Genomic DNA, 25,392 nt, shown 5'->3' with positions numbered 1-25,392 from the left:
AAAGGGGCTTTAATTATATTTATATTTAATAGTATATGTAGTATACTTTTATCGATAAATCATGCAATATATGGTATAATTTTTGTATTAAGAGCTATTATTTCACCCTTGGAGGGGTTATGACTAAAATCTTCACCAAATTACGAGCTTTGGTGGATGAAGCATTATCTGATCGAGATGCGGTGGTGGATAAGGCGCCCGTATTAGAAAAAGCACCTTTAGAACAAGATTTGTTTGACCACCGTTTGCTATATATAGAAGAGGATATGGTTAATCGCATGTTGCGTGCCGCTCTTCGTAATCATTGGTTCTTTTATGCTGTAACATTTGAATTTGAACCAAACAATCAAATATTCCTATCCATTATTACAAAATGGGGGAATGTGATTAATGTGGAATTCACCTTAGAGGATTTATGGTTCGATGATTATTCATCATCCTTTGCCATTCGTTTAGATACAAATAATATAGATACAGGTGGGTTTATTTTGAACTCTATTTTACACTTGTTGGGAAACTGGTGTCTAAGTCTCTTCGGTATTTTCTTTAACCCTATTGCATTAGGTGAAAAAGGATCTACTGTACGCTTTGAGAAGAAAGGTATCATTCAATTTGACTTATTACCTAATACACAAGTGAAGAAATTCATACCCATGCCTGAGCGCCATATTGGTAGTAATGGACCTGTTCTCTTGGGTAACCCGCGGACCAGTCAATCTGTGTTACAGTTGGATTACTATGCATTCCATGATCCTGTAGATACTTTTACAGTACCGGATGTGCCAACTCGCACTAGCTGGCTTCGTTCTATCGATATTGCAGCAGTTCTTTTATTGCCAATAGGTGTATGGATTACATTTATTATCTTGCATCACTATTTACCAACAGAAACACTGGAATTTTCATTCTCTACATACTTTTTAATTTCCTTAGGGATTTTTATCATTTCCTTCTTAGTTATGAATATTCCTCGGTATTTGTACATGTATTTTGATTCTCGCAAACAATGGCAAAGTGCATTTGTACATAACAATATTAAAATTCAAATGCGTAAACTACATCGTCGTATCTTCATGCAACAAGCTACATTGACATCTGATTGTGATGAGGATACAGCAAATGAAAGCCAAGAGCGAATTAAACACCTCTTGTTGCAAATTCGAGATAAACGATTCCTTGCAAATCGTCTTAAAATTGCAGATGATGATAGAGCGCGTAAACAAAAGGTTAAGTTTATTATTGCCTATATCGGGTGTACATTGATTGAGTTGATGTTACTAATGAATTAATGTTGTAAGAAATATAAAATATAAAAACGTATCTCTATGTGATATGTCCCACCTTTACTGGATATCCAATAAAATGGGTACATATCAATGAGAGATACGTTTTTTTGATTACAAGTTATTAATTTTGGTTATCGTTTTTTACGACGTTTTCGAGCTGGCTTGCGGTTTTCTTGTTTTTTGCTTGATACAGGAGTTTGTACGGATTCATATGTTGGCTGATTTACAGGCATAAATGGAGGATTACCGTATTGGTTAGGCTCAGGTTGTCCTGGCAATACCCAGAATAGGAAGCCGATGAGCCATATAAAAAGCTCTAGCATGTAATTGAATGGAGATACGGCAGAGTAGGTATTGATGAAAATCATGATTACCGACCAGAGGATTCCTGCCCATGCATTGAAGCCGATGTCGTGAATACGACGGCCAAATAAGACACAAGATAAAGGAAAGAGGGTTGCCAATAAGAGCCAAATAATGACCCTAGTCAACCAATATGCTGGTAGTGATACAACAAAATCTAAGAATATGTTATCGATGTAGTGGACAATATGAAATAAAATCATTAAAGCGATGAAGCATATGATAAATTGTAGTCGATTTAACCGTCCCGTTAAGTTAAAAATCGATAAACCCATGCGACGTCCTTGGAATGCAATGAGCAAACCGATGGTACATATGAGCAGTGTTCGTAATACAACATAAAGTAAATCCATAAGTTCCCCTTTATTTTTAGCTTATAGTTGAGTTAATTCTGGCAAAACTAACTCAAATGCGACTCCATGTTTTAGTGATTGTACTGTATCTAATGTTGCTTGAATCGCTTTGGTAGTAAAATTCATTGCCAGTTCTGCCGCATCATAAGGAGAATATCCCCTCATTACCGCACCAGATAATACAGCAGTAAAAATATCTCCTGTCCCTGTAGCTTTTACAGGAACCAGAGGTATAGAGTATGTTTTTAAAAAGTCTGTAGGTCCATCATAGACCGCAATAACAGCATGTGTTTTCGATGGGACGCTGGTCATGATAACCATTTCAGGGCCCATGTGATGTAATTGCTTACATCGCTCACGTAATTCATCTTCGCTAATAGGATTTGTTGAGAATGGAATATCTAATAAGAAGCATGCCTCAGTAAAGTTTGGCTTTACGATGTGGGCCTTAGATACAAGTTGGCGCATAGCTACAACCATATCAGGAGTATAAATGGAATAGAGGCGACCATCATCGGCCATTGCGGGATCGACGATAACCATCTGACCATTAGAGGCAAATCGATTGATTGCTTCTTCAACGAGGTGAATTTGTTCTGGTGAGGCCAAGAATCCACTTACGATAGCGTGAAAGTCAATTTCGTTTTTATCCCAGCAATCCATGAAATCTCTCATATGAGCAGATAAATCGACAAATTCATAGTGAGGATACTCTAAGTGATTGCTTAGTACCGCTGTCGCCAAAGGAACCGCCTGACAGCGCATGGCACTGATGATAGGAATCATAACGGTAAGGGCACAGCGTCCAATAGAGCTCATGTCTTGAATTGTTAAAACTCTAGGTACTGCTATCATAGACACCTCCAAATAATCATATATTTTATTGTACGTTATGTAAGCCTTTCTGTAAATGTAATGATGTTAATCATGAAATTAGCTTCATAATGTAGTATAATAAAACGAATAGACTTTTTATGGAGGAAAGTGACAATGACGAGGTATGTATTTCGACGCCTAGGTGGCGCAATCATAATCTTATGGGTCATCATTACCGTAACATTTGCATTAATGCATGCGATACCGGGAGGGCCTTTTACAACAGAAAAAAAATTACCGCCTCAAGTGAAAGCAAGTATCGAGGCGAAATATCATCTTGATGACCCCGTGTGGAAGCAATATGGAGATTATTTAGGTGGCGTTATTACAGGTGACTTGGGCCCATCATTTAAATATGAAGGCCGTAGTGTAAACGATATAATTGGTGATGCATTCCCAATTTCCGCACAGCTTGGCTTATTATCCTTAATGGTAGCTATAGTTGGTGGTATTACAGCTGGTGCGATTAGTGCCATGAGACCTAATAGTATTGTAGATTATGCGGTAACTGTATTATCTACAATAGGGATTTCGGTACCAACATTTATTATCGGTGCTGTTCTTGTGTACATAGTAGGCTTTGAATTGGGATGGTTCCCGGTAGCCTTATGGCGTGGCCCATCTTACATGGTGTTGCCTGTGTTGACATTAGCAGCGCAACCGATGGCATTTATTGCTCGCTTAACGCGCAGTGGTTTACTTGACGTGTATCAACAAGAATACATTCGTACAGCTCGCGCAAAAGGTCTAGGTTCTTGGACCATTTTGACACGTCATGCCCTTGGCAATGCAATTTTGCCAGTTATTACGTACTTAGGTCCATTGGCAGCTAGTTTGTTAACAGGCAGCTTTATCGTAGAAACAATTTTTGCGATTCCTGGTCTAGGTCAGTATTTTGTAACATCTATTTATAACCGAGACTATACGGTTATTCTTGGTATTACGATTTTCTATAGTGCGCTTGTAGTATTTCTTAATATTTTGGTGGACATGATTTATCCATTAATCGATCCACGAGTTACAACGGAGGAGGGGACAGATGAATAAGGAAGACTTTTTACCTATTGAACGAGCCCCTCAAGAAGAGATTACTAGCTTTATAAAACGTCCTAGTAAATGGGAACGATTTAAGGTAAATCGTTTAGCTGTAGTTGGTGCAACCATCATTATTGTGATGATGGTGCTTGCTATTCTAGGTCCACTTATTTCACCTTATACCTATGCGGACCAATCCTTAATTGATGCGAACCAAAGTCCAAGCTTTAGCCATTGGTTTGGTACGGATACATTGGGCCGTGATATCTATACACGTGTTATGTACGGCGCTCGTATTTCCTTAACCATTGGTTTTGTAGCAGCTTTTATTAATCTTGTGATTGGCGTTGCCTATGGCGGCATTGCGGGTTATATAGGTGGCAAGGTAGACCGTATCATGATGGGGATTGTAGATGTTTTGTACGGTATTCCACTTTTACTATACGTAATCTTATTGATGGTTGTACTTGGACCTGGGCTAACCTCTATTTTTGTAGCGTTGGGTATTGCGTATTGGCTTAATATGGCCCGTATCGTACGCAGCCAAATTTTGAAAGTTAAGAACGAAGAATACATCATCGCAGCAGAAGCCATGGGTATTCCTAAGCATCGCATTTTATTGCGCCATATTTTGCCAAACTGTGTAGGGCCTATCATTATTACTTTAACATTGGCCATTCCTGAGGCAATTTTTACAGAAGCATTCCTTAGTTTTATCGGCTTAGGTGTAAATGCACCTATGGCGAGCTGGGGTGTACTGGCTTCTGAAGGTATTAGTAGCATGCGCTCTTATCCATTCCAATTGATTTTCCCCGCTGTTGCTATTAGTATTACTATGCTTGGTTTCGCATTTTTTGGCGACGGTTTACGTAATGTATTAGACCCTAAGGAAGGAGATAGATAATGAATAACGCTATTGTTGATGTACGTAATGTATCTATTACCATCAATACCTTCCAAGGTCCGTTGCGAGTTATTCGCAATCAAGATATTTCTTTATACCCTGGCGAGATTTTAGGTATAGTCGGGGAATCTGGATGTGGTAAATCCGTTTTAGTTAACTCATTAATGGGCTTATTACCATATGGTAAAACTAAAATTAAAGCGGATACATTCATGATTGATGGTCATGATTGTTTAGGATTTACAGAAGATGATTGGAATGAACTTCGTGGCACGACGGTTGCCATGGTGTTCCAAGATCCTATGACCTCTTTGAATCCTATCATGACGATTGGGGAGCAAATGTATGAGGTTATCCATCGTACTAATGCGTATGGTGAAGATTACGATGAAAGGGCCATTGCTATCGATTTGTTGAAGAAAATGGGGTTATCCACTCCGGAACGACGATTATCTCAATATCCTCATGAATTGAGCGGTGGTATGCGTCAACGCGTATGTATTGCCATGGCAGTGGCTGGTCGTCCTAAAATTTTAATTTGTGATGAGCCTACAACAGCTCTTGATATTACTACAGAGGCACAAATTTTGCGCCTTATGCAAACATTAGCCGTAGAGGCTGGCATAGGGATTATCTTTATCTCTCATAACCTACGTGTTATTGCTCAAATTTGTGATCGCGTTATGGTTATGTACGCAGGTAAATGTGTTGAGTCTGCTACAGTAGATGGTATCTTTAGCGAGCCTCGTCATCCATATACTTTGGGGCTGTTACTTGCATTGCCTCAAGGTAAATGGCACGGTGAATTGAAGGCCGTTGAAGGTCAACCTCCTGATCTATTTGATTTACCTCGTGGATGTGCATTTAATCCTCGTTGTAAATGGGCTATGCGAATCTGCGGTAGTCGGGTTCCGATGGTTACAAATGTTGGTGAAAGTCACCAGTTTACATGTTGGTTAGCTAAGTTGGAGGGACTTTAATGAGTTACGTATGGGAGACTGACAATCTCGTTAAAGAGTTCACCCTGTCAGGTGGCTTATTTAAGCCAAAACAAACGGTACACGCCGTACAAGGCGTGAGTCTATATCAATCACCAGGGGAAACCCTAGGTATCGTAGGTGAATCTGGATGTGGTAAATCTACCTTTGGTTATACTTTGATGGGTTTATATCAAGCTACATCTGGTTCTATTTATATGAATGGTCGACATATCAACCCTTATGTGGATAGAGAGTCTGTTCACCCGGTGATGCAAATGGTATTTCAAAATCCTTATGCATCCCTTAATCCGCGGCTTACGGTTAATGCAATTTTAGAGGAGCCTTTAGAACTGGATCCAAAGTATACACCCCGAGATCGCGTGATTCGTGTAAAAGAGGTGCTTGACCAAGTTGGCTTAAATATGTCATTTGGTGAGCGTTATGCTCATGAACTATCTGGTGGGCAACGTCAACGTATCGGCATTGCACGGGCTCTTATTATGGAGCCTCAATGTATCATTTGTGATGAGCCGATTTCTGCGTTAGATGTATCTATCCAAGTGCAAATTATGACATTACTAGAACGGTTACAAGAACAACATGGTATTTCGTACCTCTTTATTTCTCATGATTTAAATATGGTGCGCTACATTAGTCATCGCATGGTTGTTATGTATTTAGGTGCCGTCATGGAAGAAGGTCCTGCATTGGACTTATATGAATTCCCTCAGCATCCGTATACCCGTGCATTGACGGCCTTAAATGGTCCAGTTATGCCACATGCACCAATTGGGGCACCGCTTAAAGGGGATCCACCAAATCCATTAGACCCACCAAAAGGGTGTCTGTTTAGTGGTCGATGTCCAGAAGCGGAAGGTCGTTGTTTTACAGAACGTCCGCCACTTCGAGATTGGGCAGATCGCCGCATCGCATGCTGGCACATATAATGGGAGAATAGTATGGAAAAACTAATTGTTGGCAAGTCCTTGGAACATCAACTAGATACAGTCATTAAAGAATTGGCACCAGCAGGGAATATTTCTTATGCGGTGCTACAATTCGATGATGAAGAGGAACCAACACTCATCGCAGCTAGAGGTGAAAATACTGTACATTCTAGTGCGAGTTTAATTAAGGTACTTATCATGGAATATGTCTTTCATTTAGCTCGTACTGAGCAATTGGACATTAATGATACAGTTTCTTTATCTAGAACTCCACGCGTTGAAGGTGGCGGCGCACTACAAGAGTTAGTTGGTAAACATAGTTTTACATATCTTGAGTTATGCCGTCTCATGATGGTTCTTAGTGATAATATTGCAACAAATCTACTCATCACAGTGCTCGGCATGGAAAATATCAATGCTCGTGCAGAAAAGCTTGGTGTGGATGAGATGGAGCTTAATCGCATGATGATGGACTTTAACGCCCTAGCTGAAGGTCGTGATAATCACATTACAGCTATGTCGTTAGCTCGTTTGTATAAACACATTTTTGAATGTCGTGATAGAGATGCTTATGGCAGAGAAATGTGGAATATCTTAGGTCGCCAACAATTCCGTGATATCTTACCATTTTACTGGGGAGAAGGCATACGCTTTCACCATAAAACAGGATCCCTTGATCGTGTAGAACATGATGGGGGTGTAATAGAAACATTTAGGGGTCATTTTTGTTTTATCCTTTTAATGAGCGATATCGATAATGACCGAGGTAAAGAGTTAGGCGCTCAAGTTGGGCGCATCATGAAAGAATTTGTAGAGGAAGCATTGCCATGATGGATAAACGAAACTTGTTAAAACTCATGGTCCTCGCTCTAGGGGTGAGCGTACTCTTATTCGTATTTGGGTACCCTCGTGGTGTTCAACCAATCGATGAACACACAATCCGCTATGTTATTGAGCAGGAACCATCCACATTGGATCCCGCAAAGTCTACTACCTCTCCGGAGGCTACGGTTCAACTTCAATTATTCGATGGTCTAGTTCGTTTGAATGATGAAAGTGAACCTGAAGCAGCACTTGCTAAAAATTGGGACATCTCCGATGATGGTCGTGAGTATACCTTCCATTTACGACCTAATTTAAAATGGTCCAATGGAGAGCCTTTGACGGCTTATGACTTTGAATACGCTTGGAAGCGCGTATTAGACCCTGAAGTCCATGCGGATAATGCATATATGTTATATGTATTGGAAAATGGTGAAGCTTTTAATACGGGGAAAGCTGCAGCTGAAGATGTTGGGGTTAAAGCTATTGATGAGGATACATTGGTAGTTACCTTAGAAAATCCAACGGCTTATTTCTTGAAATTATTAGCGTCTCATAGCTATTATCCAGTGAGTAAAAAAGCAGTTGAAGCTCACGAAAACTGGGCGGCTAATGCGGAAACAATAGTATCTAATGGTCCATACCGTTTACTTTCTTGGAAGCATAATGGAGAAATGGACTTCATTAAGAATCCAAACTATTGGGATGCAGAATCTGTGAAGACAGAGAAGATGAATTGGCCTATTAGTGAGTCTCAAAGTACACGCCTTACCTTAGTTGAAGGTGGCGAAGCTGATATGACGGTTGAGCCTCCTGTAGCGGATCAAAAACGTCTAGAAGAAGCCGGCCTATTACATATTGGCCCAATGCTTGGTAACTACTATTACGTATTCAATGTGAAAGCAGAACCTTTCACAGATCCAGATGTGCGTAAAGCCTTTTCTATGGTTATCAACCGTGCTAATATTGTTAATAATATTGTTAGAGGCGGTAAAGAACCAGCTTATGCGTTCGTACCATATGGTATGCTTGAAAGCAATGGTCGTGAAGACTTCCGTGAAGCTGGTAGCTATCTCGTATACGAAGATGTAGAGCAAGCCAAGGAAATCCTGAAAAAGGCTGGCTATGGCAAGAATCGTCCATTGCCGCAAATTACGATTTTGTATAATACAAGTGAATTACATAAAGCTATTGCAGAAGCGATTCAAGATGCATGGATAAATGCATTTGGCGCAGATGTACGCTTACAAAATCAAGAGACAAAGGTATTCTTGGCAGACCGTGAAGCTGGAAAGTACCAAGTAGCTCGCGCTTCTTGGGTTGCCGATTATAGCGATCCACAAAACTTTTTAGAGGTATTCTCTGCTGAAGATAACGATGGTCAGTATCATAGTGATGAGTATAATGAGTTAATTGCACGTATTCGTACAACTCCAAATGGGGCGGCTCGTGATGCGTTGATGCATGAAGCAGAAAAGATGATTTTTGATGAATCTCTTGTTATGCCGTTGTACTTTACAACACAACCATATGTGACAAACGGAACAATTCAAAATTATTTCTGGACCACATTGGGACTTGTTGACTTTAAAAAAGCATACAAATAAGATACACTTAAGACGTACACCTGATGTACGTCTTTTGTTGTATTTTGTGAGGGTATATGAACTGGATTGAACCAAAACGTTTGGCACCGGGAATGACCATAGGTATTATGGCACCTGCTAGTGCAAGCGATGAAGATTTACATAGAATAGAAGAAATTTGTAAGGCTAAAGGCTATAAGGTGCTTGTGGGTGAAAGTGCAAGCCGAAAGGGGCTATATGGAGGCACACCTGAGGAGCAAGCCGCAGAGTTTCAATACATGATGACTACAGCTCCTTGTGATGCGGTGCTCGCTTTACGGGGTGGTTATGGCACGATGCGCTATTTAGAACGACTGGATTATAAAGCGATTCGCAAGTATCGTAAGGCTTTTATTGGATACAGTGATTGTACAGCGCTCCATATGGCTATTAATCGATACAGTCGCCTTATTACGTATCATGGGCCTATGGGGGTAGATTTTAAAGCAGAGCGTAAGGCAGATATTGATGCATTATTTAATGTTTTAGAAGGTAAATTAAAAGTCATAGAACCTTTGCCAGAACCTCCTAGAGGTGCGATTGGTACCGAGCTAGGAGAAGGGATTTTGCGTGGTGGTAATATGACGATATTATCCGTTCTGTCAGGAACACCTTATTTTTTAGAGGATGAATCTTGGGAGGATACCTTACTATTTATTGAAGATGTAGGGGAGGCTCCTTATAAGCTGGATCGTATGTTACAACAATTTCGCCTCAGTGGTTTGTTGAGCTGCATTAAAGGCTTAGTGATTGGCACCTTTACAGATTGTGAAGGAGATGAAGATGAACGTGATTATGACTTAGGTTATGAAACATTGCGATACATGGAGGAAAATAGAAAACCAGAATTACCAGATCCTTTTGTATGCTATGTGCCAACGGGACATGGTTCACCACATCAAACCTTACCGCTAGGAGCGACGATTAGCTTTAGATATATTTCTAATACCATCATCGTTCATCCTTATACGAAATAGATAAGAGCTTTTAGGTGAACGATTTTAGTTAACAGACAAACAGATAAATAGATATTAGATAAAAATAGTAGTTACCGAGATATTAGGTAATAAAATATTAGGAAATAAGATATTAGATAACAAAGATATTAGATAATAATAAGGGGAGTTATGACACTACAAGAACGAGAGGCTCGTGCCTGTGCCATCATAGATAGTATGGCACAGGAATTACGTGCTGTTTCCTTATATTTACACGATAATCCAGAATTGGGCTTGAATGAGCATAAAGCAGTAAAGGCAATTCACCAATTCTTAGAAAAACAGAATTTTATATCTCAAGTAGGGCTCACCGATATACGTGAGTTACAAACCGCGTTAAGAGCCGACTATAGAGGTAATGCTAAATATAAAATCGCATTCTTAGGAGAATATGATGCCTTACCTGAGCTCGGTCATGGTTGTGGTCATAATCTTATTGCCATGATGAGCTTAGGTGCTGCTGTTGCTTTCAGTCAAAGTGCGCCACAGGATTGGGGAACGACTTTCTTTGGTTGCCCTGCAGAGGAAACTATCGGTGGTAAGGTATATATGGCAGAGGCTGGTTTATTTAAGGGCTATGAGGCGGCGCTTATTATTCATCCTGGCGGTGAAAATGAGGTGGGGGGCACATCCTTAGCGACACACCCACTAGAGGTTACCTTCCATGGGCGCTCCTGTCATATTGCATCCTTAACAGATTCAGGAATTAATGCCTTAGATTGTGCGGTAGAATTATATCAAAAAATAAAAGAGTTAAAGAAAACCTTTCCTAAAGGGGCTATTGTGGGGGCCATTTTTACCGAAGCAGGTACAGCGCCAAATGTGGTTACACCAAAGGCTACGATTCGCATGACTGTTCGTGGTAGTACAGTGGATGATTTAGAAGGTATTATTTTGCCGGCTATCAAAGCGGCTGCTCAAGAGATTGCAGCATCCTATGGTGCTCAAGTTGAAATGCATCATTATGAGCCACTTTTTAAGGATATGCGTCAAGATAAAAGATTATTAGATCTCTTTAAGGCTGTGATGACTGAGTTTGGTGAGGTACCTCGTATATTGCCTGATGATGAGGCTGATGGTAGTACTGATGTAGGTAATGTGTCCTATGAAGTGCCTACGGCGCAGCCTACGTTGCAAATTGGTTTGGGATTAGAAGCGCATACGCCAGAATTCACTTGTGCAGCAGGTTCTGACTATGGATTGGCACAAGCTATTAAAGGAGCTAAAATTATGGCTGTTGTAGCCTTGCGATATGCCTTGCTAAGTGATATACCTAAGTTTTGACATATAGAGGTCAAAAAGGTAAAATAGATATAATATTTAAGTAAGTATGAAACAAGCCGTCTTCTACAAGACGGCTTTTATTCCGGTGGAGATAGATATGAGTGTTTTAACCGTTTCAAATGTAACTCATGGTTTTGGAGCGCGACAAATTTTAGATGATGCATCATTCCGTTTGCTAAAAGGTGAACATGTAGGCCTCATTGGTGCAAATGGTGAAGGTAAGTCTACGTTTCTTAATATCATTACAGGTAAATTGCCACCTGATGAGGGGAAAATTGAATGGTCCAATCAGGTAACTGTTGGGTATTTGGATCAACATGCTGTTCTTGAAAAAGGTATGACCATCCGTGATGTATTACAACGTGCTTTTGATGATTTGTTCGTTATGGAGCAAAACATTAATGATGCGTATAATCGTATGGGTGATGTATCCGAAGATGAAATGAATAAGCTACTTGAACAGGTAGGGGAATGGCAAGAAATTCTTGAGCAACGTGGGTTCTATGAAATTGATGCGGTTATTGAGCGTACCGCTGCCGGATTGGGACTTATGGATATCGGCTTAGATAGAGATGTAACAGAGCTCAGCGGTGGTCAACGTACCAAGGTTTTGCTTACAAAACTATTACTAGAGAAACCGACTATTTTGCTTTTAGACGAACCGACAAACTATCTTGATGTGGAGCATATTCAGTGGTTGCAAAACTATTTGCAAAATTATGAAAATGCCTTTATCTTGATTTCTCATGATATGGAGTTTTTAAACTCCGTAGTCAATGTTATTTACCATATCGAACAAGCGGTGCTTACGCGTTATACTGGTGATTATCATCAGTTCCAAGCTGCTTACGAGGTGAAAAAAGCGCAAGCAGCTAAGGCGTATGAACGTCAACAGCAAGAGATTGAGCGTATGGAAGACTTTATTCAGCGCAATAAAGCGCGCGTTGCAACACGTGGTATGGCAAATTCTCGAGCAAAGCGCTTAGAAAAGATGGAAATTCTAGAAAAGCCAAAAGAGTATATCAAGCCCACTTTTGGCTTTAAAGAAGGACGTACGCCAAGTCGCTTTATTGTAGAGGCTTTTGGATTGCAATTAGGTTATGATGAACCATTAACAAGACCAGTAGACTTTCAAATTGAAAGAAACAAAAAAATTGCTATTCGCGGTGTTAATGGTTTAGGTAAAACAACGTTGTTGAAGACTATTTTAGGCCTATTAAAGCCTGTTAGTGGTGAGTTGGTAAAAGGTGAATTCTTACAAGTTGGCTATTTTGCCCAAGAGGATACGCCATCTAATTCCGAAACAGCGTTAGATTATATTTGGAATGAATATCCGGCGATGACAAATGCAGAGGTGCGTGCAGCATTAGCTCGTTGTGGCCTTACAAATGAACATATTACGTCTCAAATGCGCGTACTTTCAGGTGGTGAGAATGCGAAGGTTCGCCTATGTAAGCTCATGCAGAATAAGTACAATGTGTTGGTCCTAGACGAACCGACTAACCATTTAGACATATATGCAAAAGAAGAACTGAGCCGTGCACTACGTGATTTTAAAGGTACAATTATATTGGTAAGTCACGAGCCTGAATTCTATCAAGATTGGGTTACGGATATTTGGAATATTGAAGATTGGACGACAAAGATTGTTTAGGAGGACCGATGAATCAACGTGCAAATGACGGGATAAAGCAATTCTTAGAGGCTTTATCTGTTGATACAGAGGCACCAGAGTTAGAAAAGACACCAAGTCGTGTAACAGAATTATATAGTGAGTTATTTAGTGGCGTAGGAGTCGAAACAAAATCGGTATGGGGTGAAACGTTTAGCACTGATTACAAGGGACTTATAGCCGTTACAGGTATTCCCTTTTATTCTATGTGTGAGCACCACTTATTGCCATTCTTTGGGACTGTAGACATTGTGTATCAACCCAAGGATGGATGTGTGGCAGGGCTCAGTAAGTTTCAAGATGTTGTTAATATACTCAGTCGCAGACCGCAATTACAAGAGCGGTTAGCATCTGAATTAGCAGATGCGATAATGAATGATTTATCTGCTCATGGCGTTTTTGTACGCATTACATCGACTCAGTTGTGTATGCTTATTAAAGGAACTATGCAGCAAGATTCAAAGGTAATTACATTAGAAAGCCGAGGCGTATTAGCTGAAACAGGTACAGTAAGGGATGAAGCGTTGGCAATGTTAGGCGGAGGACAGGTAAATGTTTAAACGTAGAAATTATACATGGAATGATGGCAAAAGCTTATCTTTGTGTGATCGTACCCTTATCATGGGTATACTGAATGGTACACCTGACTCCTTCTCTGATGGGGGGCAATTTAATACACCAGAAACAGCTACTGCTCATGTGGAACAAATGATTGAAGATGGTGCAGATATTATCGATTTAGGCGTTGAGTCTACACGACCAGGTTCTACACCTTTGACTACGGACGAAGAAATAGAACGTCTTTCTTTATTGATAGAACCTGTGTTAAAGGCTTCTACCGTTCCTGTATCTATCGATACATATCATGCAAAAACCGCAGAATATGCATTCTCAAAAGGGGCACATATTCTAAATGATGTATGGGGATTACATTATGACCCTGACATGGCCGCGGTGGTGGCTAAATATAAGGTACCTGTTATCATCATGCATAATAGTAATGATACAAACTATGGTGATATCATTGAAGATATGAAAGCTTTCTTCTTCTGCGCTATTGATAAAGCGTTAAAAGAGGGTGTAACGCCACAACAAATCTGGCTTGACCCAGGTATTGGCTTTGGTAAAACTGAAGAACAAAATATTGAAGTTATGCAACGCTTGGGTGAGTTAACCGCTTATGAATACCCTGTTTTGCTTGCTCCAAGCCGTAAGCGTTTCATCGGATCTATGATAGGCGGATTGCCTCCGGAAGATCGTGATGAAGGTACGGTAGCTGCTTGTATTACAGGTGTATTCCAAGGCGTTGATATGGTGCGTGTTCACAATGTGAAAATGCACAAACGCGCCTTAGCTGTAGCAGACGGCTTGTTACGAGGTGAATAATGGATAGAATCGTTTTAAAAAATATGGCATTTTACGGATACCACGGAAATTTGGCATCTGAGCAAGAACAAGGGCAACGATTTTTTGTAGATGTAGAAATAATAACTGATCTTACAAAGGCCGGTCAAAGTGATCAATTAGAGGACTCCATCAATTATGTAGAGGTATATGAAATTGTAGAATCAATTATGACTGGTGAAAAGCATAATTTGTTAGAACGATTAGGGGCGCTTATCGCCGATTCCTTGTACCAACATTATCAAGGTATCGTAGGTCTCTCAGTAACGGTGCGTAAACCATCTGTACCGATTTCAGGTATTTTGGATTATGTTGAGGTTATCACCACAAGAGGACAAATTTGATGTATACCTATTACATCAGTGTAGGCTCGAATATGGGGGATAAGAGAGGCTACATCAGTTCTGCTTTTCGATCCTTACTACAATATGAGGCAATTTCCAGGCTAGTCACTTCTCCTCTGATTGAAACTGAGCCGTGGGGATATACGGAACAAGACACCTTTGTCAATGGCGTATGGTCTTGTGAAAGCACTCTAGAACCACATCAAATGCTCAGCCTTATTCAGCAATTAGAGCAGAAGGCTGGACGAAAACGATTGATTCATTGGGGCCCTCGCACATTAGATTTGGATATTATTTTAGTGTACGATATAGAGGGGAAGATGATTTCTTTGTGTGATGAAAGTCTTGTGATACCGCATCCTCATTTTTGGAATCGTAATTTTGTACTAGAACCGCTATCTCAGCTATTACCAACATTCACATATAAAGGGACTAAGATTGCTGATCGATTAGTTCAATTGGGTACATAAACTAGAATCGTATATAATCTAATGTTAGATACACTGTAAACACGATACATATTGTACGCATGCTTTTACGTTTTATGATTGGAAAGTCGTGGAGAGCGTAGATGAATATAAAACGTATTGGATTATTTGTACTGGCACTTATTATAATGGGGATATCTTACTGGCTTGCTGTAGGAGCAAATTATGATAGTAAAACAGTACGTATTGATCCAGAAGCGCATACACTGGTTAATTCTAGTGATGCCATTATTTCAAAACGAATATTAGCTATGAAGACTAGTGGATCACAAGTGTATTTCTTAGGTTATGAAGGACTAGGAATTTATAATTTATCTGATAATGCACTTCGTTTAATGCCAATAACCTTTAGGGGGCAACATATAGAGCCAACTAAATCGGATGATTACCAACGAGGTTTACGGAATATAACAAAGCTAAAATCTTTATCCGATTTCAGTGCTGAAGAGCAAAAAGAATTTAAAGGCTTGTTGGAGTCTACTGATGGAGGGGCCCATTATTATGGTGACTTTTACCATTCTGGTTATGAGTCGTCCCTCATTGATTTGAAGGACCAGTATTTTATTACGAATACAGTACGTGCATTAAAACGTGTTAATCATACATTATATGTGTATGATGGATCAGGTTTTATTATTATAGATTTAGATAATCGTCGTATCCAAGGGTTCTTTAATAACCGCATTAGTGGTGAAGGCTCTAAGGGTGTACCTGATAGCTTACGTGGACACTATGGTTCTGACTTTACTATGATATATGCATTATCTAAATTGGATCCTTCAGATTTGGATATTTTATGGTCCATGCGTAAACAATATTTAGAAAAATCTCCTCAAGCGATGGAAGGAAAAGATTTGTTCCCACTCAATTTGGATGAGATGAATTTAAATGAGTTATGATTCTATTAAGATAAATCATATACAGATATACGTGATTTAAATAATTGGCATTTGAGGATATGCTATCGTTTTATGCTAAGGTATGGAGGCTCTTATGAAGTTACGTAAGGTAGGTATTATTGGCACTGGCCATGTAGGCTCTCATGTGGCATTTTCTTTAGCCTTGCAAGGTGAGGTTGATGAATTATATTTGATGGATATTGACGAGAAAAAAGCTCAGGCGCAAGCTATGGATATTAATGATGCCGTTAGCTATATTCCACATCAAGTAACTGCTACATCAGGTCCTATTGAAGAATGTGGAGATTGTGATATCCTCGTTTTTAGTGCGGGGCCTTTGCCGAATTTGTATCAGGATCGCCTTGAGAGCCTTGGTGAAACAGTGGCTGTACTAGAAGACGTTATTCCACGTATTAAGCAGTCTTCTTTTCAAGGTTTCATCATTTCCATTTCTAATCCTGCTGATGTAGTAGCTACCTATTTATGTAAACATCTTGAGTGGAATCCTAAGCGTATTATTTCAACGGGAACCGCTCTAGATTCAGCTAGATTGCAAAAAGAATTAGCTCATATCTTTACTATTAGTAATCGCTCTATTACGGCCTACTGTTTAGGTGAACATGGAGGTAGTGCCATGGTGCCGTGGTCCCATGTCTGTGTACAAGGTAAACCACTTTTAGAATTATATCGAGAGCTACCTCATAGATTTCCTAAACTTGACCATACAAAAGTACTAGATGATGTTAAAATTGGTGGCTATCATGTACTAGCTGGTAAAGGCTCTACGGAGTTTGGTATTGCGAGTGCTACCACAGAATTGATTCGCGCCGTATTCCATGATGAAAAGAAGGTATTGCCTTGCTCCTGTTATTTAAATGGACAATATGGAGAAGAAGGAATATTTGCATCTACTCCTGCTGTTATTGGTAAAGATGGTATCGAAGATGTTTTTGAACTGCAACTAACTAATGAAGAGCTAGCTTTATTTAAAGCTTCTTGTGCTGTCATTCGTGAACATGTTGCAAAGGCTGAGGCTATGTAAGTGGATATTTACTTTTGTATATAGAAAGTTTACATTGCATATGGAGTTTTAAATTTATACGGATTTATGTTACCGTTCTTAATGAGAAATATCTGTAATTTTCTTTAGTCCCAAGCTCTGTTATGTGGTATAATCTAAAAATGACAGTATACAGATGATGAATATTTGGGGGACATTATGACTCAGGACACTATGGATGTACAACGCCCAAAAAGGCCACGCAAACGGGTTCGTCCTAATCGCAAAGCACAGGACCAGCGTATTATCCTCATGTGGATCAAGCGAATTGGCATAGGGATTATGGTGCTGTTACTGTTAGGGCAGGCTTATCGCTTGGTGGCTGTATATCAAGAAAAACAACATATAGAGCAACAATTGCAAGAGTTACAGCAGCGAAATGAAGAGTTAGAACAGGAAAAGGCTAGGTTACAAGATCCAAAGACCATAGAAGGGGTTGCTCGTGAGGAGTTAGGATTGGTAAAGCCTGGTGAAGTACCATATGTAAAATAGAGTGTATTCTATTATTTTTTCTTTGCATCAGTTTGTAGTTTAAGGTTTCCGCATTAATTAGGAGGTTGCATGGCAATCGAAGTTGGTAACATTATTGATGGTACCGTATCAGGTATTACAAAATTCGGCGTATTTGTTGATTTAGGAGAAAAGCAAACAGGGTTAGTTCATATTTCTGAAGTAGCTCATGGATATATCGAAGATATTAATACCCTTTTAAAGGTTGAGGATCCAGTAAAGGTTAAGGTTTTATCTATTGATGGTAATAAAATAGGACTTTCCATTCGTCAAACACAACCTAAAGAGGGGATGGACGAAGAAAAACGTCCTCATCGTGTTCAATCGAAACAAAGCATAGAGTCTTTCGAAGCGAAGATGAAATCATTCTTGCGCGATAGCAATGAACGATTACACGATTTAAAACGCAATACCGAAGGAAAACGCGGAGGCCGAGGTGGTCGTCGAGATTAATAGTGAGAGATGGCATCTAGCCATCTCTTTACTTATGTATAGAGTATTAACGCTATAATAGTATTAGGGAAAATCATTTATATGTAAGGAGCAATTATGAAGTTAGAAATTATCGATATTGGCTCTAATTCGGTGCGTTTATTATTGGCTACCTATGAGAATAATGAGTGGCGTTATGAGCCTAAGCAGTTGTGGACTACCCGTTTAGGTCAACGAAATACAGATGGTACCTTGCGAGCTGAATCCATGGAAGCATCCTATCAAGCCTTTACGGATATACAAAAAATAGCAAATGAATACGGTGCTGACTATTGCTTTGGTTTTGCGACGAGTGCTGTTCGTGAAGCAGCCAATGGACTTGCATTTATGGAACGTATTAATGAATACTGTCCTATGGAGTGGCGAATTTTATCTGGTGCTGAGGAGGCTATTTATGGTTTTAATGGTGCGTTAGGAGATCAATTAAAGGATGGACGTCATTATACGACCATCGATATTGGTGGAGGTAGTACAGAACTTGCATTAGGTAACAAGGACGGAGTGTACTGGAGTCGTTCTTATCCTGTGGGAGCGGTACGCCTTCAATCTATATCTGACGAAGGGCCTCAACGAGTGTGGGAGGAAACTCGTTTTCTTTGGGACCCGATGAGGATTGAAGGTGAATTTGGTGAATTTATCGGTATTGGAGGAACCCTAACAACCTTGGCTGCTATTGATTTAGGTTTAGACCATTATGATGGCACAAAGGTACAAGGTCATAAATTGAGCCGTGAAACAGTGGAAGGCATTATTATGAAATTGCGGTATATGAGTCGTGATGAGAGACTACAAGTAAAAGGTTTACCCGCTGGGCGTGCCGACATTATTGTTGCTGGGGCAGAGATTTTAACGTCCTTTATGGATTCCTATGAGGTCCCTCATGTATTTGTGAGCGACCAAGATGGTATGGAGGCGATGGCCCGTGAATGTGAAAGCACTCATTCGAACCGTTAATCACACTTTAAAATTACATGATATATTTCCTGAGAATTGTCGTATCTTGGTAGCTTGTTCTGGTGGTCCTGATTCGATGGCTTTATTGCATTTATTGCAAGATATTGCTACACATCGCCATACAGTATATGAGCTTGGAGTTGCTATCGTAGATCATTGTATTCGTCTTGAAAGTAAGGATGAGGTCCTATGGTTACGAAATCAAGCGGACGTGCTAGGACTGCCATTTTATACGGCTGTCTTTGACGTGCCTAAATTGAGTCAAGCTCAAAAGCTATCAGAGGAAACTATAGGCCGCCAAGTTCGGTATCAATGGCTAACCGGTATAGCACAGTCTGAGGGGTATGACTATATTGCAGTAGCTCATCATAAAGATGACCAAGCAGAATCAATTTTAGCACATCTTATTAGAGGGACTGGACTTAATGGTTTGACAGGCATGGCCGTTGTTAGTAATGATTATATTGTTCCAGTAGTAAGACCTCTGTTAGATGTCACAAAAGAAGAATTACTTCTATATTTAAAAGAGAAAGATATTTCTTACTGTATAGATAGTACAAATGAGGATGTGCGATATCAAAGAAATAGAATTCGTCATCGCATTATACCTGAGTTAAAAGCCATTAATCCTATCGTTATCGATGCTATAGTAAGGCTAGGGGCTTCTGTACGCGAAGACATTTCTCTTATTTCTAATTTAACGGATATGGCGTTTGATGAGTTAGTAACTATCTCTGATGAGGGCGCGTTTATATCTCGTAGGGGGTTACGTAAGAAGCCGTTGGCTATCCAACGTCGATTGTGGCAAAGACTGGTGAGCATCTTTGATCCTGAAATCAAGCTTACCACTGCTCATCAAGAGCAATTACTCGACATTGTTAACACTGGGGAAAAGAAAACTTTCAATATAAAAAGTATAAAAGTAAGTGCTCAATGTGATACAATAAAAGTATATTGCAAACATTAATATGAATTGCGGAGGTCATATAGATGCATCAAGATGCAAAAGATATTTTATATACAGAGGAACAATTAAAGGCACGTGTGGCTGAATTAGGTCATCAAATCAGTGCTGACTATAAAGGGGAATCCGTAGTTCTCGTAGGGGTATTGAAAGGTGCTATCGTTTTTTTTACAGATTTAGCTCGTTCTATCGATGAGAATGTGGATGTAAGCTTCGATTTTATTTCTTGCTCTAGCTATGGCAGCGGTACAACAAGTACAGGGGTAGTTCGAATTTTAAAAGATTTGGATCGCTCTGTAGAAGGAAAGCATGTACTCGTTGTAGAAGATATTGTAGATACGGGTACAACATTACATTACTTGCTAGAAAATTTACATGCCCGTGGAGCTAAAAGTGTACGCCTTGCAGCGTTATTGAATAAGCCTGAACGCCGTAAAATGGATGTAGAAGTAGACTATGTAGGCTTTGTCATTCCTGACTACTTTGTTATCGGCTATGGTTTAGACTATGCAGAAAAATATCGACACTTACCTTATATAGGTATTTTAAAGGAAGAAATGTATCAAGATTAAAAATATGATATAATATATGAGTGCATCTCTCAACGAGATGTACTCAATTCGTTTATGCCACTAAACTATTATTGAAAGGGGTAATATTTTGGGTCGATTTACTAAAAATATCGTCCTTTATTTACTTATCATTGCCGCTTTCGTTATCGCCATTGACGCTTTCTCTGGTCAAAGTGCGAATAAATCTGAACTCAGTTATACAGGATTTATTCAACAAGTACAACAGAAAAAGGTTGAGTCCGTAACGATTACCAATGATCATGGTATTAAAGGTAAACTAAAAAATGGAACAGAATTCAATTCTTATGCGCCAACTGATGAAACATTAATCAAAACTTTACAAGATAATGGTGTAGAAATTACTGCAGCTCCACCTGAGCAACCTGCTTGGTGGATGAGCTTGTTAGGTTCTGCTATTCCGATTATCATCTTGGTAGTATTATTCTTCTTCATCATGCAACAAACGCAAGGTGGCGGTGGCCGAGTGATGAACTTTGGTAAAAGCCGTGCTAAATTGATGGGTGAAGGCAATGTAAAGGTTAGCTTCAAAGATGTAGCTGGCGCTGAAGAAGCAAAACAAGAATTAGAAGAAGTAGTAGAGTTCTTAAAGGATCCAGGCAAATTTACAACTATCGGTGCTAAAATTCCGAAAGGTGTATTATTGGCAGGACCTCCAGGTACAGGCAAAACATTACTTGCTAAAGCTGTTGCTGGTGAAGCAGGGGTACCATTCTTTACGATTTCTGGTTCTGACTTTGTAGAGATGTTCGTTGGTGTTGGTGCTTCTCGTGTGCGTGATCTTTTCACACAAGCGAAAAAGAACGCCCCATGTATCATCTTTATAGACGAAATTGATGCGGTTGGTCGCCAACGTGGTGCCGGCCTTGGTGGTGGTCACGATGAACGTGAACAAACATTAAACCAATTGCTCGTTGAAATGGATGGCTTTGGTGCCAACGAAGGTATTATTACTATCGCTGCAACAAACCGCCCAGATATTCTAGATCCTGCACTTTTACGTCCAGGTCGTTTTGACCGTCAAGTTATTGTAGGTCGTCCAGACCTACGCGGCCGTGAAGCAATTTTGAAAGTTCATGCTCGTAATAAGCCTTTGGCTGATGATGTAGACTTGAAAATAATTGCGAAGAAAACTCCAGGCTTTACTGGTGCAGACTTGAGCAATTTGTTAAATGAAGCAGCTCTTTTGGCGGCTCGTCTTAACAAAAAAGTAATTACTATGGCTGAAGTTGAAGAAGCCAGTGAAAAAGTTAGTATGGGACCTGAACGCCGCAGTCATATTGTGAGCGATAAGGATCGTAAATTGACAGCATACCATGAATCTGGTCATGCTATCGTGGCACATCTATTGCCTCATGCAGATCCTGTTCATAAAGTAACGATTATTCCTCGTGGTGCAGCTGGTGGCTACACTATGATGCTTCCTACTGAGGAACAAAACTACAAAACAAAATCTCAATTATTAGCAGATATTCGAGTTGCTCTTGGTGGTCGAATTGCAGAAGCCTTGATTTTAGATGAAATCAGTACAGGCGCTTCTGGGGACCTTCAAAGTGTAACTAATACTGCTCGCGCTATGGTAACGCGTTGGGGGATGAGCGATGAGCTTGGTCCTATCGTGTTTGGTGAACAACAAGAACAAATCTTCTTAGGAAAAAACCTAGGCCATGAGCGCAACTATAGTGAAGAAATCGCTGCGAAAATCGACTCTGAAATTCATCGTATCGTAGAAGAAGCTTATAAAGATGTAACAAAACTTCTTAGCGATAATGAAAAATTCTTACATGACATGGCAAATGCTTTGTTAGAAGAGGAAACAATCGATGCGAAAGCGGTAGATAATCTTTACAAATATGGTACAACAAAAGAACCTGAAGCTGAGGAGCCTAAAGTAGCTTCTGAAGTAGAAGGTAGCGTAGTACCAGAGAGTGTTGATGCTAAAGAAATAACTAGTACTGTAGCAGATCCTAGTGAAGCATCATCTAATGAAATTAAATAATGGATTTTGTCCAAATGAAAAAGAGCTAGCCTTTTTAGAAGGCTAGCTCTTTTTTACTGTCCATCGTTTATATGACGTGTGGCAAGAAGTTCTGTCATGCGTTGTTCTTTTAGTTTTTGCAAATATTTTTGTGCCAAAACATTTGGTATAGCTACACCGATTGCTATAGCTATAGTTGTAAATGTGCCAGTTACACCATTTTGTATCATAAGGATTAGACTAGCATCATTTAATGCATTGATGTGTAACATGTCGAAGAGAAATCGGTAGTACAGTATACCGGGCATTAATGCGATGGCAGACGGCACGACAATGATAGTGCTAGATGTTTTTAACCAAGTAGAAACTTTTACAAAAATAATACTCATAATGGCAGCACCAATAAAGGTAGCACCTGGTGTAGAAAATCCTAATTCTACGGATAGTATATTGCGAATACATACACATAGTACGCCACCAATACCAATGGATACTAATAGTCTGACAGGAGCATTAAAAAGTACCGCAAAAGCAGCTGCAGCTGTAAAAGAACCGATAACTTGCTCAATGGAAATAACATGAGGTTTAATATCAACAAAATTAAATGCTGGTGCAGGGCTAAAGTAGAGTGCCATGGCCATACCTAAAGTCATGCTACCCACGATGAGTAATGTTCTAATAGCGCGTGTCATACCCGATAAAATATGATTATTAATGATATCGATGACACAATTGATCAATGGTACCCCAGGAATCATGAACAAGGTACAGCAAACGAGTACATATAGTAAGGATTCATTATTTACATGACTATAAAAAGCGTAAGCCGATATCATGGCACCAAATCCGCCTAATGCGATTCCTACATATTCATTAAGCCCTAATCTGCCTGATAGGGTGCGCGTAAAATAACCAATACTAGAACATATGATGGTAACGATGAATGCGATAATATCGCCACTGTAAAGGTATGCAAGACCTGCCGAACCTAGTGCACAAGCTAGTCCTTTTATCCAGTTTGGATACGTTGGTATAGTTGTATCCAGTTTGGCAATTAGTCGTTCATAGGTCGTTAGTGAGTAATGTCGCTCAAAGGCGCGCCATGTGAGCTTTGATACGGCATTGATCATAGCCATATTCGGAATATGAACTGGTGTTTTTCTGAAGACTGTTATGGATCGTTCTTTGTGTAATAGATTGACCATAATAGTGGTATATGAAATATGGATATTTAAGTAATCATGAGGAATTCCCATAAATGTTGCGGCTTTTAGCATTTCCTCAATGATTCGATTTGTATTTGCCCCACATTCCATTAGTAACTTCCCTATATTGAGTAGTACATCCAGTTTTCGATGAATATGGATAAAAGGGTTCTCTAAAACTTGATTTTTCTCTTCTAATGTAAACTGTTTCATATATCTCTCCGAAGGATAATAGATAGCATTATTGTTATCTATTTTTTTATGTATACCTTTATACTATATACATTATAACATTAATTATTTTAAATAATCCTTGCATTTTACAAGGTACACTTGTACAATCGAATTGTAAACCTAGGTTGACAAAGAAAGGGGCTCTAAACTATGCGTGATGAAGTGCTAGAATTCTTGAGACAAAACCAAGGTAGTTTCGTATCGGGACAAGATATGTCCGAAGCCTGCCATGTTTCGCGCACAGCTATTTGGAAACATATCAAGGCGTTACGTCAAAAAGGCTACAAAATTGAATCTTATACCAAGAGAGGGTATCGATTATTGGAAGAACCTGATTTGTTGAGCCCCTTGGCAATGAAACAAATCTTAAAAACAGATGTATTTGGTAAACGATATGTTTATATGGATACCACGGAGTCTACGAACTTAGAAGCTCGTCGTTTAGCTCAACAAGGTGCAGAAGAAGGTACGGTTGTGGTTACTGAGGAACAGGCTGCTGGTCGTGGGCGTTTATCTCGCGGTTGGTATTCTCCATTTGGCAAAGGCTTGTGGTTTAGCTTGATTTTACGGCCTGATTTTCCACCTGTAGAGGCTCCAAAGTGTACTTTGATGGCTGCTGTAGCTTTGACGAAGGCATTTCATAAGATGGGGCTCACCGATGCGGGGATAAAGTGGCCTAATGATATTCTTGTGAATGGTCGTAAGCTAGTAGGTATTTTGACAGAAATGTCTGGTTCTATGGAAGAAATTTCTCATATTGTAATGGGCATTGGGGTCAACGTAAAAACAAAACAAGAAGAATTACCAGAAGAGTTGAAATTAATTGCTACATCCCTTGCGATGGAAGATATTGATATTGAGCGCACAGAAGCATTTAGACTTATATTAGAAGAATTAGAACATCAATATTATGAAGTGCTCGATAGCGGCTTTGAAGAAACCCTTAATGAATGGAGGCAATTATCTGTTACGCTCGGTGAAGAAATTGAAGTGCGTGCTCCTGGCAATACCTATGAAGGGGTAGCTACAGATATTGATGAAGATGGTAATTTATTAGTAAGAATCTCAGATGGGACAATTAAACGTATTGTGGCAGGGGACGTATCAATTCGTCCACGTAAATAG

Annotated in this window: 26 protein-coding genes; 23 read left to right on the top strand and 3 right to left on the bottom strand. The window is 39.6% G+C overall.

The genetic code is table 11. The annotated features are described in order from the left end of the window. Nucleotides 1–119: 119 nt before the first annotated feature. Nucleotides 120–1,289 (top strand): hypothetical protein, encoded by a 1,170-nt coding sequence (locus KH286_RS07560; RefSeq protein ID WP_278617801.1) that lies wholly within the window; start codon nucleotides 120–122, stop codon nucleotides 1,287–1,289. 128 nt (nucleotides 1,290–1,417) lie between these two features. Here KH286_RS07560 and KH286_RS07555 read toward each other — a convergent pair whose 3' ends face one another. Together KH286_RS07555 and KH286_RS07550 are read right to left on the bottom strand one after the other, a co-directional pair. Continuing rightward, nucleotides 1,418–2,002: a DUF805 domain-containing protein gene (locus KH286_RS07555; RefSeq protein ID WP_156696946.1), complete on the bottom strand. Its 585-nt coding sequence runs from the start codon at nucleotides 2,000–2,002 to the stop codon at nucleotides 1,418–1,420. A gap of 21 nt (nucleotides 2,003–2,023) precedes the next feature. Next, nucleotides 2,024–2,857 (bottom strand): pyridoxamine kinase, encoded by an 834-nt coding sequence (locus tag KH286_RS07550; RefSeq protein ID WP_270279382.1) that lies wholly within the window; start codon nucleotides 2,855–2,857, stop codon nucleotides 2,024–2,026. A gap of 135 nt (nucleotides 2,858–2,992) precedes the next feature. Between KH286_RS07550 and KH286_RS07545 the strand changes: the two genes are divergently transcribed. The 21 genes from KH286_RS07545 (at nucleotide 2,993) to ftsH (ending at nucleotide 22,849) form a co-directional block, all read left to right on the top strand. Next, on the top strand, nucleotides 2,993–3,925 hold the full coding sequence (locus KH286_RS07545) for an ABC transporter permease (RefSeq protein ID WP_004695374.1): 933 nt from the start codon (nucleotides 2,993–2,995) through the stop codon (nucleotides 3,923–3,925). Beyond that, complete coding sequence (locus KH286_RS07540; protein ID WP_060919840.1) at nucleotides 3,918–4,817, top strand: ABC transporter permease; 900 nt, start codon at nucleotides 3,918–3,920, stop codon at nucleotides 4,815–4,817. The genes KH286_RS07545 and KH286_RS07540 overlap by 8 nt, the downstream gene beginning before the upstream one ends. Beyond that, complete coding sequence (locus KH286_RS07535) at nucleotides 4,817–5,797, top strand: ABC transporter ATP-binding protein (protein ID WP_058948494.1); 981 nt, start codon at nucleotides 4,817–4,819, stop codon at nucleotides 5,795–5,797. The genes KH286_RS07540 and KH286_RS07535 overlap by 1 nt, the downstream gene beginning before the upstream one ends. Continuing rightward, the gene (locus KH286_RS07530; protein ID WP_004695381.1) at nucleotides 5,797–6,744 is read left to right on the top strand and encodes an ABC transporter ATP-binding protein; all 948 of its coding nucleotides are present in this window, start codon (nucleotides 5,797–5,799) and stop codon (nucleotides 6,742–6,744) included. The genes KH286_RS07535 and KH286_RS07530 overlap by 1 nt, the downstream gene beginning before the upstream one ends. Nucleotides 6,745–6,756: 12 nt before the next feature. Continuing rightward, nucleotides 6,757–7,575: a serine hydrolase gene (locus KH286_RS07525; RefSeq protein WP_278617800.1), complete on the top strand. Its 819-nt coding sequence runs from the start codon at nucleotides 6,757–6,759 to the stop codon at nucleotides 7,573–7,575. After that, nucleotides 7,572–9,173: a peptide ABC transporter substrate-binding protein gene (locus tag KH286_RS07520; protein WP_004695386.1), complete on the top strand. Its 1,602-nt coding sequence runs from the start codon at nucleotides 7,572–7,574 to the stop codon at nucleotides 9,171–9,173. Before KH286_RS07525 ends, KH286_RS07520 begins: the two co-directional genes overlap by 4 nt. 56 nt (nucleotides 9,174–9,229) lie before the next feature. Further along, nucleotides 9,230–10,168 (top strand): S66 peptidase family protein, encoded by a 939-nt coding sequence (locus tag KH286_RS07515; protein ID WP_058948495.1) that lies wholly within the window; start codon nucleotides 9,230–9,232, stop codon nucleotides 10,166–10,168. Nucleotides 10,169–10,318: 150 nt separating this feature from the next. After that, nucleotides 10,319–11,473 (top strand): amidohydrolase, encoded by a 1,155-nt coding sequence (locus KH286_RS07510; RefSeq protein WP_058948496.1) that lies wholly within the window; start codon nucleotides 10,319–10,321, stop codon nucleotides 11,471–11,473. Between the two features lie 97 nt (nucleotides 11,474–11,570). Beyond that, nucleotides 11,571–13,127 (top strand): ABC-F family ATP-binding cassette domain-containing protein, encoded by a 1,557-nt coding sequence (locus KH286_RS07505; protein ID WP_004695392.1) that lies wholly within the window; start codon nucleotides 11,571–11,573, stop codon nucleotides 13,125–13,127. Between the two features lie 8 nt (nucleotides 13,128–13,135). Continuing rightward, a complete protein-coding gene (gene folE, locus KH286_RS07500; RefSeq protein WP_060919845.1) occupies nucleotides 13,136–13,705 on the top strand; it encodes a GTP cyclohydrolase I in 570 nt (189 codons plus the stop codon). After that, a complete protein-coding gene (gene folP, locus KH286_RS07495; RefSeq protein ID WP_278617799.1) occupies nucleotides 13,698–14,531 on the top strand; it encodes a dihydropteroate synthase in 834 nt (277 codons plus the stop codon). The genes folE and folP overlap by 8 nt, the downstream gene beginning before the upstream one ends. Continuing rightward, nucleotides 14,531–14,893, top strand: coding sequence for a dihydroneopterin aldolase (folB, locus tag KH286_RS07490; RefSeq protein ID WP_008603485.1), 363 nt, complete (start codon nucleotides 14,531–14,533; stop codon nucleotides 14,891–14,893). The genes folP and folB overlap by 1 nt, the downstream gene beginning before the upstream one ends. Continuing rightward, nucleotides 14,893–15,363, top strand: coding sequence for a 2-amino-4-hydroxy-6-hydroxymethyldihydropteridine diphosphokinase (gene folK, locus KH286_RS07485; RefSeq protein WP_278617798.1), 471 nt, complete (start codon nucleotides 14,893–14,895; stop codon nucleotides 15,361–15,363). Before folB ends, folK begins: the two co-directional genes overlap by 1 nt. A gap of 101 nt (nucleotides 15,364–15,464) precedes the next feature. After that, nucleotides 15,465–16,280, top strand: a complete 816-nt coding sequence (locus KH286_RS07480) for a hypothetical protein (protein ID WP_278617797.1) — start codon at nucleotides 15,465–15,467, stop codon at nucleotides 16,278–16,280. Between the two features lie 94 nt (nucleotides 16,281–16,374). Next, the gene (locus tag KH286_RS07475; RefSeq protein ID WP_004695406.1) at nucleotides 16,375–17,322 is read left to right on the top strand and encodes an L-lactate dehydrogenase; all 948 of its coding nucleotides are present in this window, start codon (nucleotides 16,375–16,377) and stop codon (nucleotides 17,320–17,322) included. Nucleotides 17,323–17,499: 177 nt separating this feature from the next. After that, nucleotides 17,500–17,832, top strand: coding sequence for an FtsB family cell division protein (locus tag KH286_RS07470; protein WP_004698500.1), 333 nt, complete (start codon nucleotides 17,500–17,502; stop codon nucleotides 17,830–17,832). 69 nt (nucleotides 17,833–17,901) lie between these two features. Then, entirely contained in the window at nucleotides 17,902–18,303 is a 402-nt protein-coding gene (locus KH286_RS07465) for a S1 RNA-binding domain-containing protein (protein ID WP_004695410.1), read from the top strand. 96 nt (nucleotides 18,304–18,399) lie between these two features. Then, nucleotides 18,400–19,296, top strand: a complete 897-nt coding sequence (locus tag KH286_RS07460; protein WP_278617796.1) for a phosphatase — start codon at nucleotides 18,400–18,402, stop codon at nucleotides 19,294–19,296. After that, nucleotides 19,265–20,263 (top strand): tRNA lysidine(34) synthetase TilS, encoded by a 999-nt coding sequence (gene tilS, locus KH286_RS07455; protein WP_004695413.1) that lies wholly within the window; start codon nucleotides 19,265–19,267, stop codon nucleotides 20,261–20,263. Before KH286_RS07460 ends, tilS begins: the two co-directional genes overlap by 32 nt. Before the next feature lie 23 nt (nucleotides 20,264–20,286). Further along, nucleotides 20,287–20,832: a hypoxanthine phosphoribosyltransferase gene (hpt, locus tag KH286_RS07450; RefSeq protein ID WP_004695416.1), complete on the top strand. Its 546-nt coding sequence runs from the start codon at nucleotides 20,287–20,289 to the stop codon at nucleotides 20,830–20,832. An 88-nt stretch (nucleotides 20,833–20,920) separates the two neighbouring features. Then, nucleotides 20,921–22,849: an ATP-dependent zinc metalloprotease FtsH gene (gene ftsH / locus KH286_RS07445; RefSeq protein ID WP_004695418.1), complete on the top strand. Its 1,929-nt coding sequence runs from the start codon at nucleotides 20,921–20,923 to the stop codon at nucleotides 22,847–22,849. 53 nt (nucleotides 22,850–22,902) lie between these two features. On the opposite strand, the gene KH286_RS07440 is transcribed toward ftsH, so the two are convergent. Next, nucleotides 22,903–24,246 (bottom strand): threonine/serine ThrE exporter family protein, encoded by a 1,344-nt coding sequence (locus KH286_RS07440; RefSeq protein WP_278617795.1) that lies wholly within the window; start codon nucleotides 24,244–24,246, stop codon nucleotides 22,903–22,905. 171 nt (nucleotides 24,247–24,417) lie between these two features. Between KH286_RS07440 and KH286_RS07435 the strand changes: the two genes are divergently transcribed. Beyond that, nucleotides 24,418–25,392 (top strand): biotin--[acetyl-CoA-carboxylase] ligase, encoded by a 975-nt coding sequence (locus KH286_RS07435; RefSeq protein WP_004695422.1) that lies wholly within the window; start codon nucleotides 24,418–24,420, stop codon nucleotides 25,390–25,392.

This window comes from Veillonella parvula, from assembly GCF_018378075.1.
GTDB lineage: Bacteria > Bacillota > Negativicutes > Veillonellales > Veillonellaceae > Veillonella > Veillonella parvula_K.
The sequence above is the reverse complement of the archived record's forward strand: the minus strand, read 5'-3'. Positions and strand labels throughout refer to the sequence as shown.

Coding starts and splice junctions, on each gene's coding strand:
- KH286_RS07560 (WP_278617801.1), top strand. CDS start 120: ATGACTAAAATCTTCACCAAATTACGAGCTTTGGTGGATGAAGCATTA.
- KH286_RS07555 (WP_156696946.1), bottom strand. CDS start 2,002: ATGGATTTACTTTATGTTGTATTACGAACACTGCTCATATGTACCATC.
- KH286_RS07550 (WP_270279382.1), bottom strand. CDS start 2,857: ATGATAGCAGTACCTAGAGTTTTAACAATTCAAGACATGAGCTCTATT.
- KH286_RS07545 (WP_004695374.1), top strand. CDS start 2,993: ATGACGAGGTATGTATTTCGACGCCTAGGTGGCGCAATCATAATCTTA.
- KH286_RS07540 (WP_060919840.1), top strand. CDS start 3,918: ATGAATAAGGAAGACTTTTTACCTATTGAACGAGCCCCTCAAGAAGAG.
- KH286_RS07535 (WP_058948494.1), top strand. CDS start 4,817: ATGAATAACGCTATTGTTGATGTACGTAATGTATCTATTACCATCAAT.
- KH286_RS07530 (WP_004695381.1), top strand. CDS start 5,797: ATGAGTTACGTATGGGAGACTGACAATCTCGTTAAAGAGTTCACCCTG.
- KH286_RS07525 (WP_278617800.1), top strand. CDS start 6,757: ATGGAAAAACTAATTGTTGGCAAGTCCTTGGAACATCAACTAGATACA.
- KH286_RS07520 (WP_004695386.1), top strand. CDS start 7,572: ATGATGGATAAACGAAACTTGTTAAAACTCATGGTCCTCGCTCTAGGG.
- KH286_RS07515 (WP_058948495.1), top strand. CDS start 9,230: ATGAACTGGATTGAACCAAAACGTTTGGCACCGGGAATGACCATAGGT.
- KH286_RS07510 (WP_058948496.1), top strand. CDS start 10,319: ATGACACTACAAGAACGAGAGGCTCGTGCCTGTGCCATCATAGATAGT.
- KH286_RS07505 (WP_004695392.1), top strand. CDS start 11,571: ATGAGTGTTTTAACCGTTTCAAATGTAACTCATGGTTTTGGAGCGCGA.
- folE (WP_060919845.1), top strand. CDS start 13,136: ATGAATCAACGTGCAAATGACGGGATAAAGCAATTCTTAGAGGCTTTA.
- folP (WP_278617799.1), top strand. CDS start 13,698: ATGTTTAAACGTAGAAATTATACATGGAATGATGGCAAAAGCTTATCT.
- folB (WP_008603485.1), top strand. CDS start 14,531: ATGGATAGAATCGTTTTAAAAAATATGGCATTTTACGGATACCACGGA.
- folK (WP_278617798.1), top strand. CDS start 14,893: ATGTATACCTATTACATCAGTGTAGGCTCGAATATGGGGGATAAGAGA.
- KH286_RS07480 (WP_278617797.1), top strand. CDS start 15,465: ATGAATATAAAACGTATTGGATTATTTGTACTGGCACTTATTATAATG.
- KH286_RS07475 (WP_004695406.1), top strand. CDS start 16,375: ATGAAGTTACGTAAGGTAGGTATTATTGGCACTGGCCATGTAGGCTCT.
- KH286_RS07470 (WP_004698500.1), top strand. CDS start 17,500: ATGACTCAGGACACTATGGATGTACAACGCCCAAAAAGGCCACGCAAA.
- KH286_RS07465 (WP_004695410.1), top strand. CDS start 17,902: ATGGCAATCGAAGTTGGTAACATTATTGATGGTACCGTATCAGGTATT.
- KH286_RS07460 (WP_278617796.1), top strand. CDS start 18,400: ATGAAGTTAGAAATTATCGATATTGGCTCTAATTCGGTGCGTTTATTA.
- hpt (WP_004695416.1), top strand. CDS start 20,287: ATGCATCAAGATGCAAAAGATATTTTATATACAGAGGAACAATTAAAG.
- KH286_RS07440 (WP_278617795.1), bottom strand. CDS start 24,246: ATGAAACAGTTTACATTAGAAGAGAAAAATCAAGTTTTAGAGAACCCT.
- KH286_RS07435 (WP_004695422.1), top strand. CDS start 24,418: ATGCGTGATGAAGTGCTAGAATTCTTGAGACAAAACCAAGGTAGTTTC.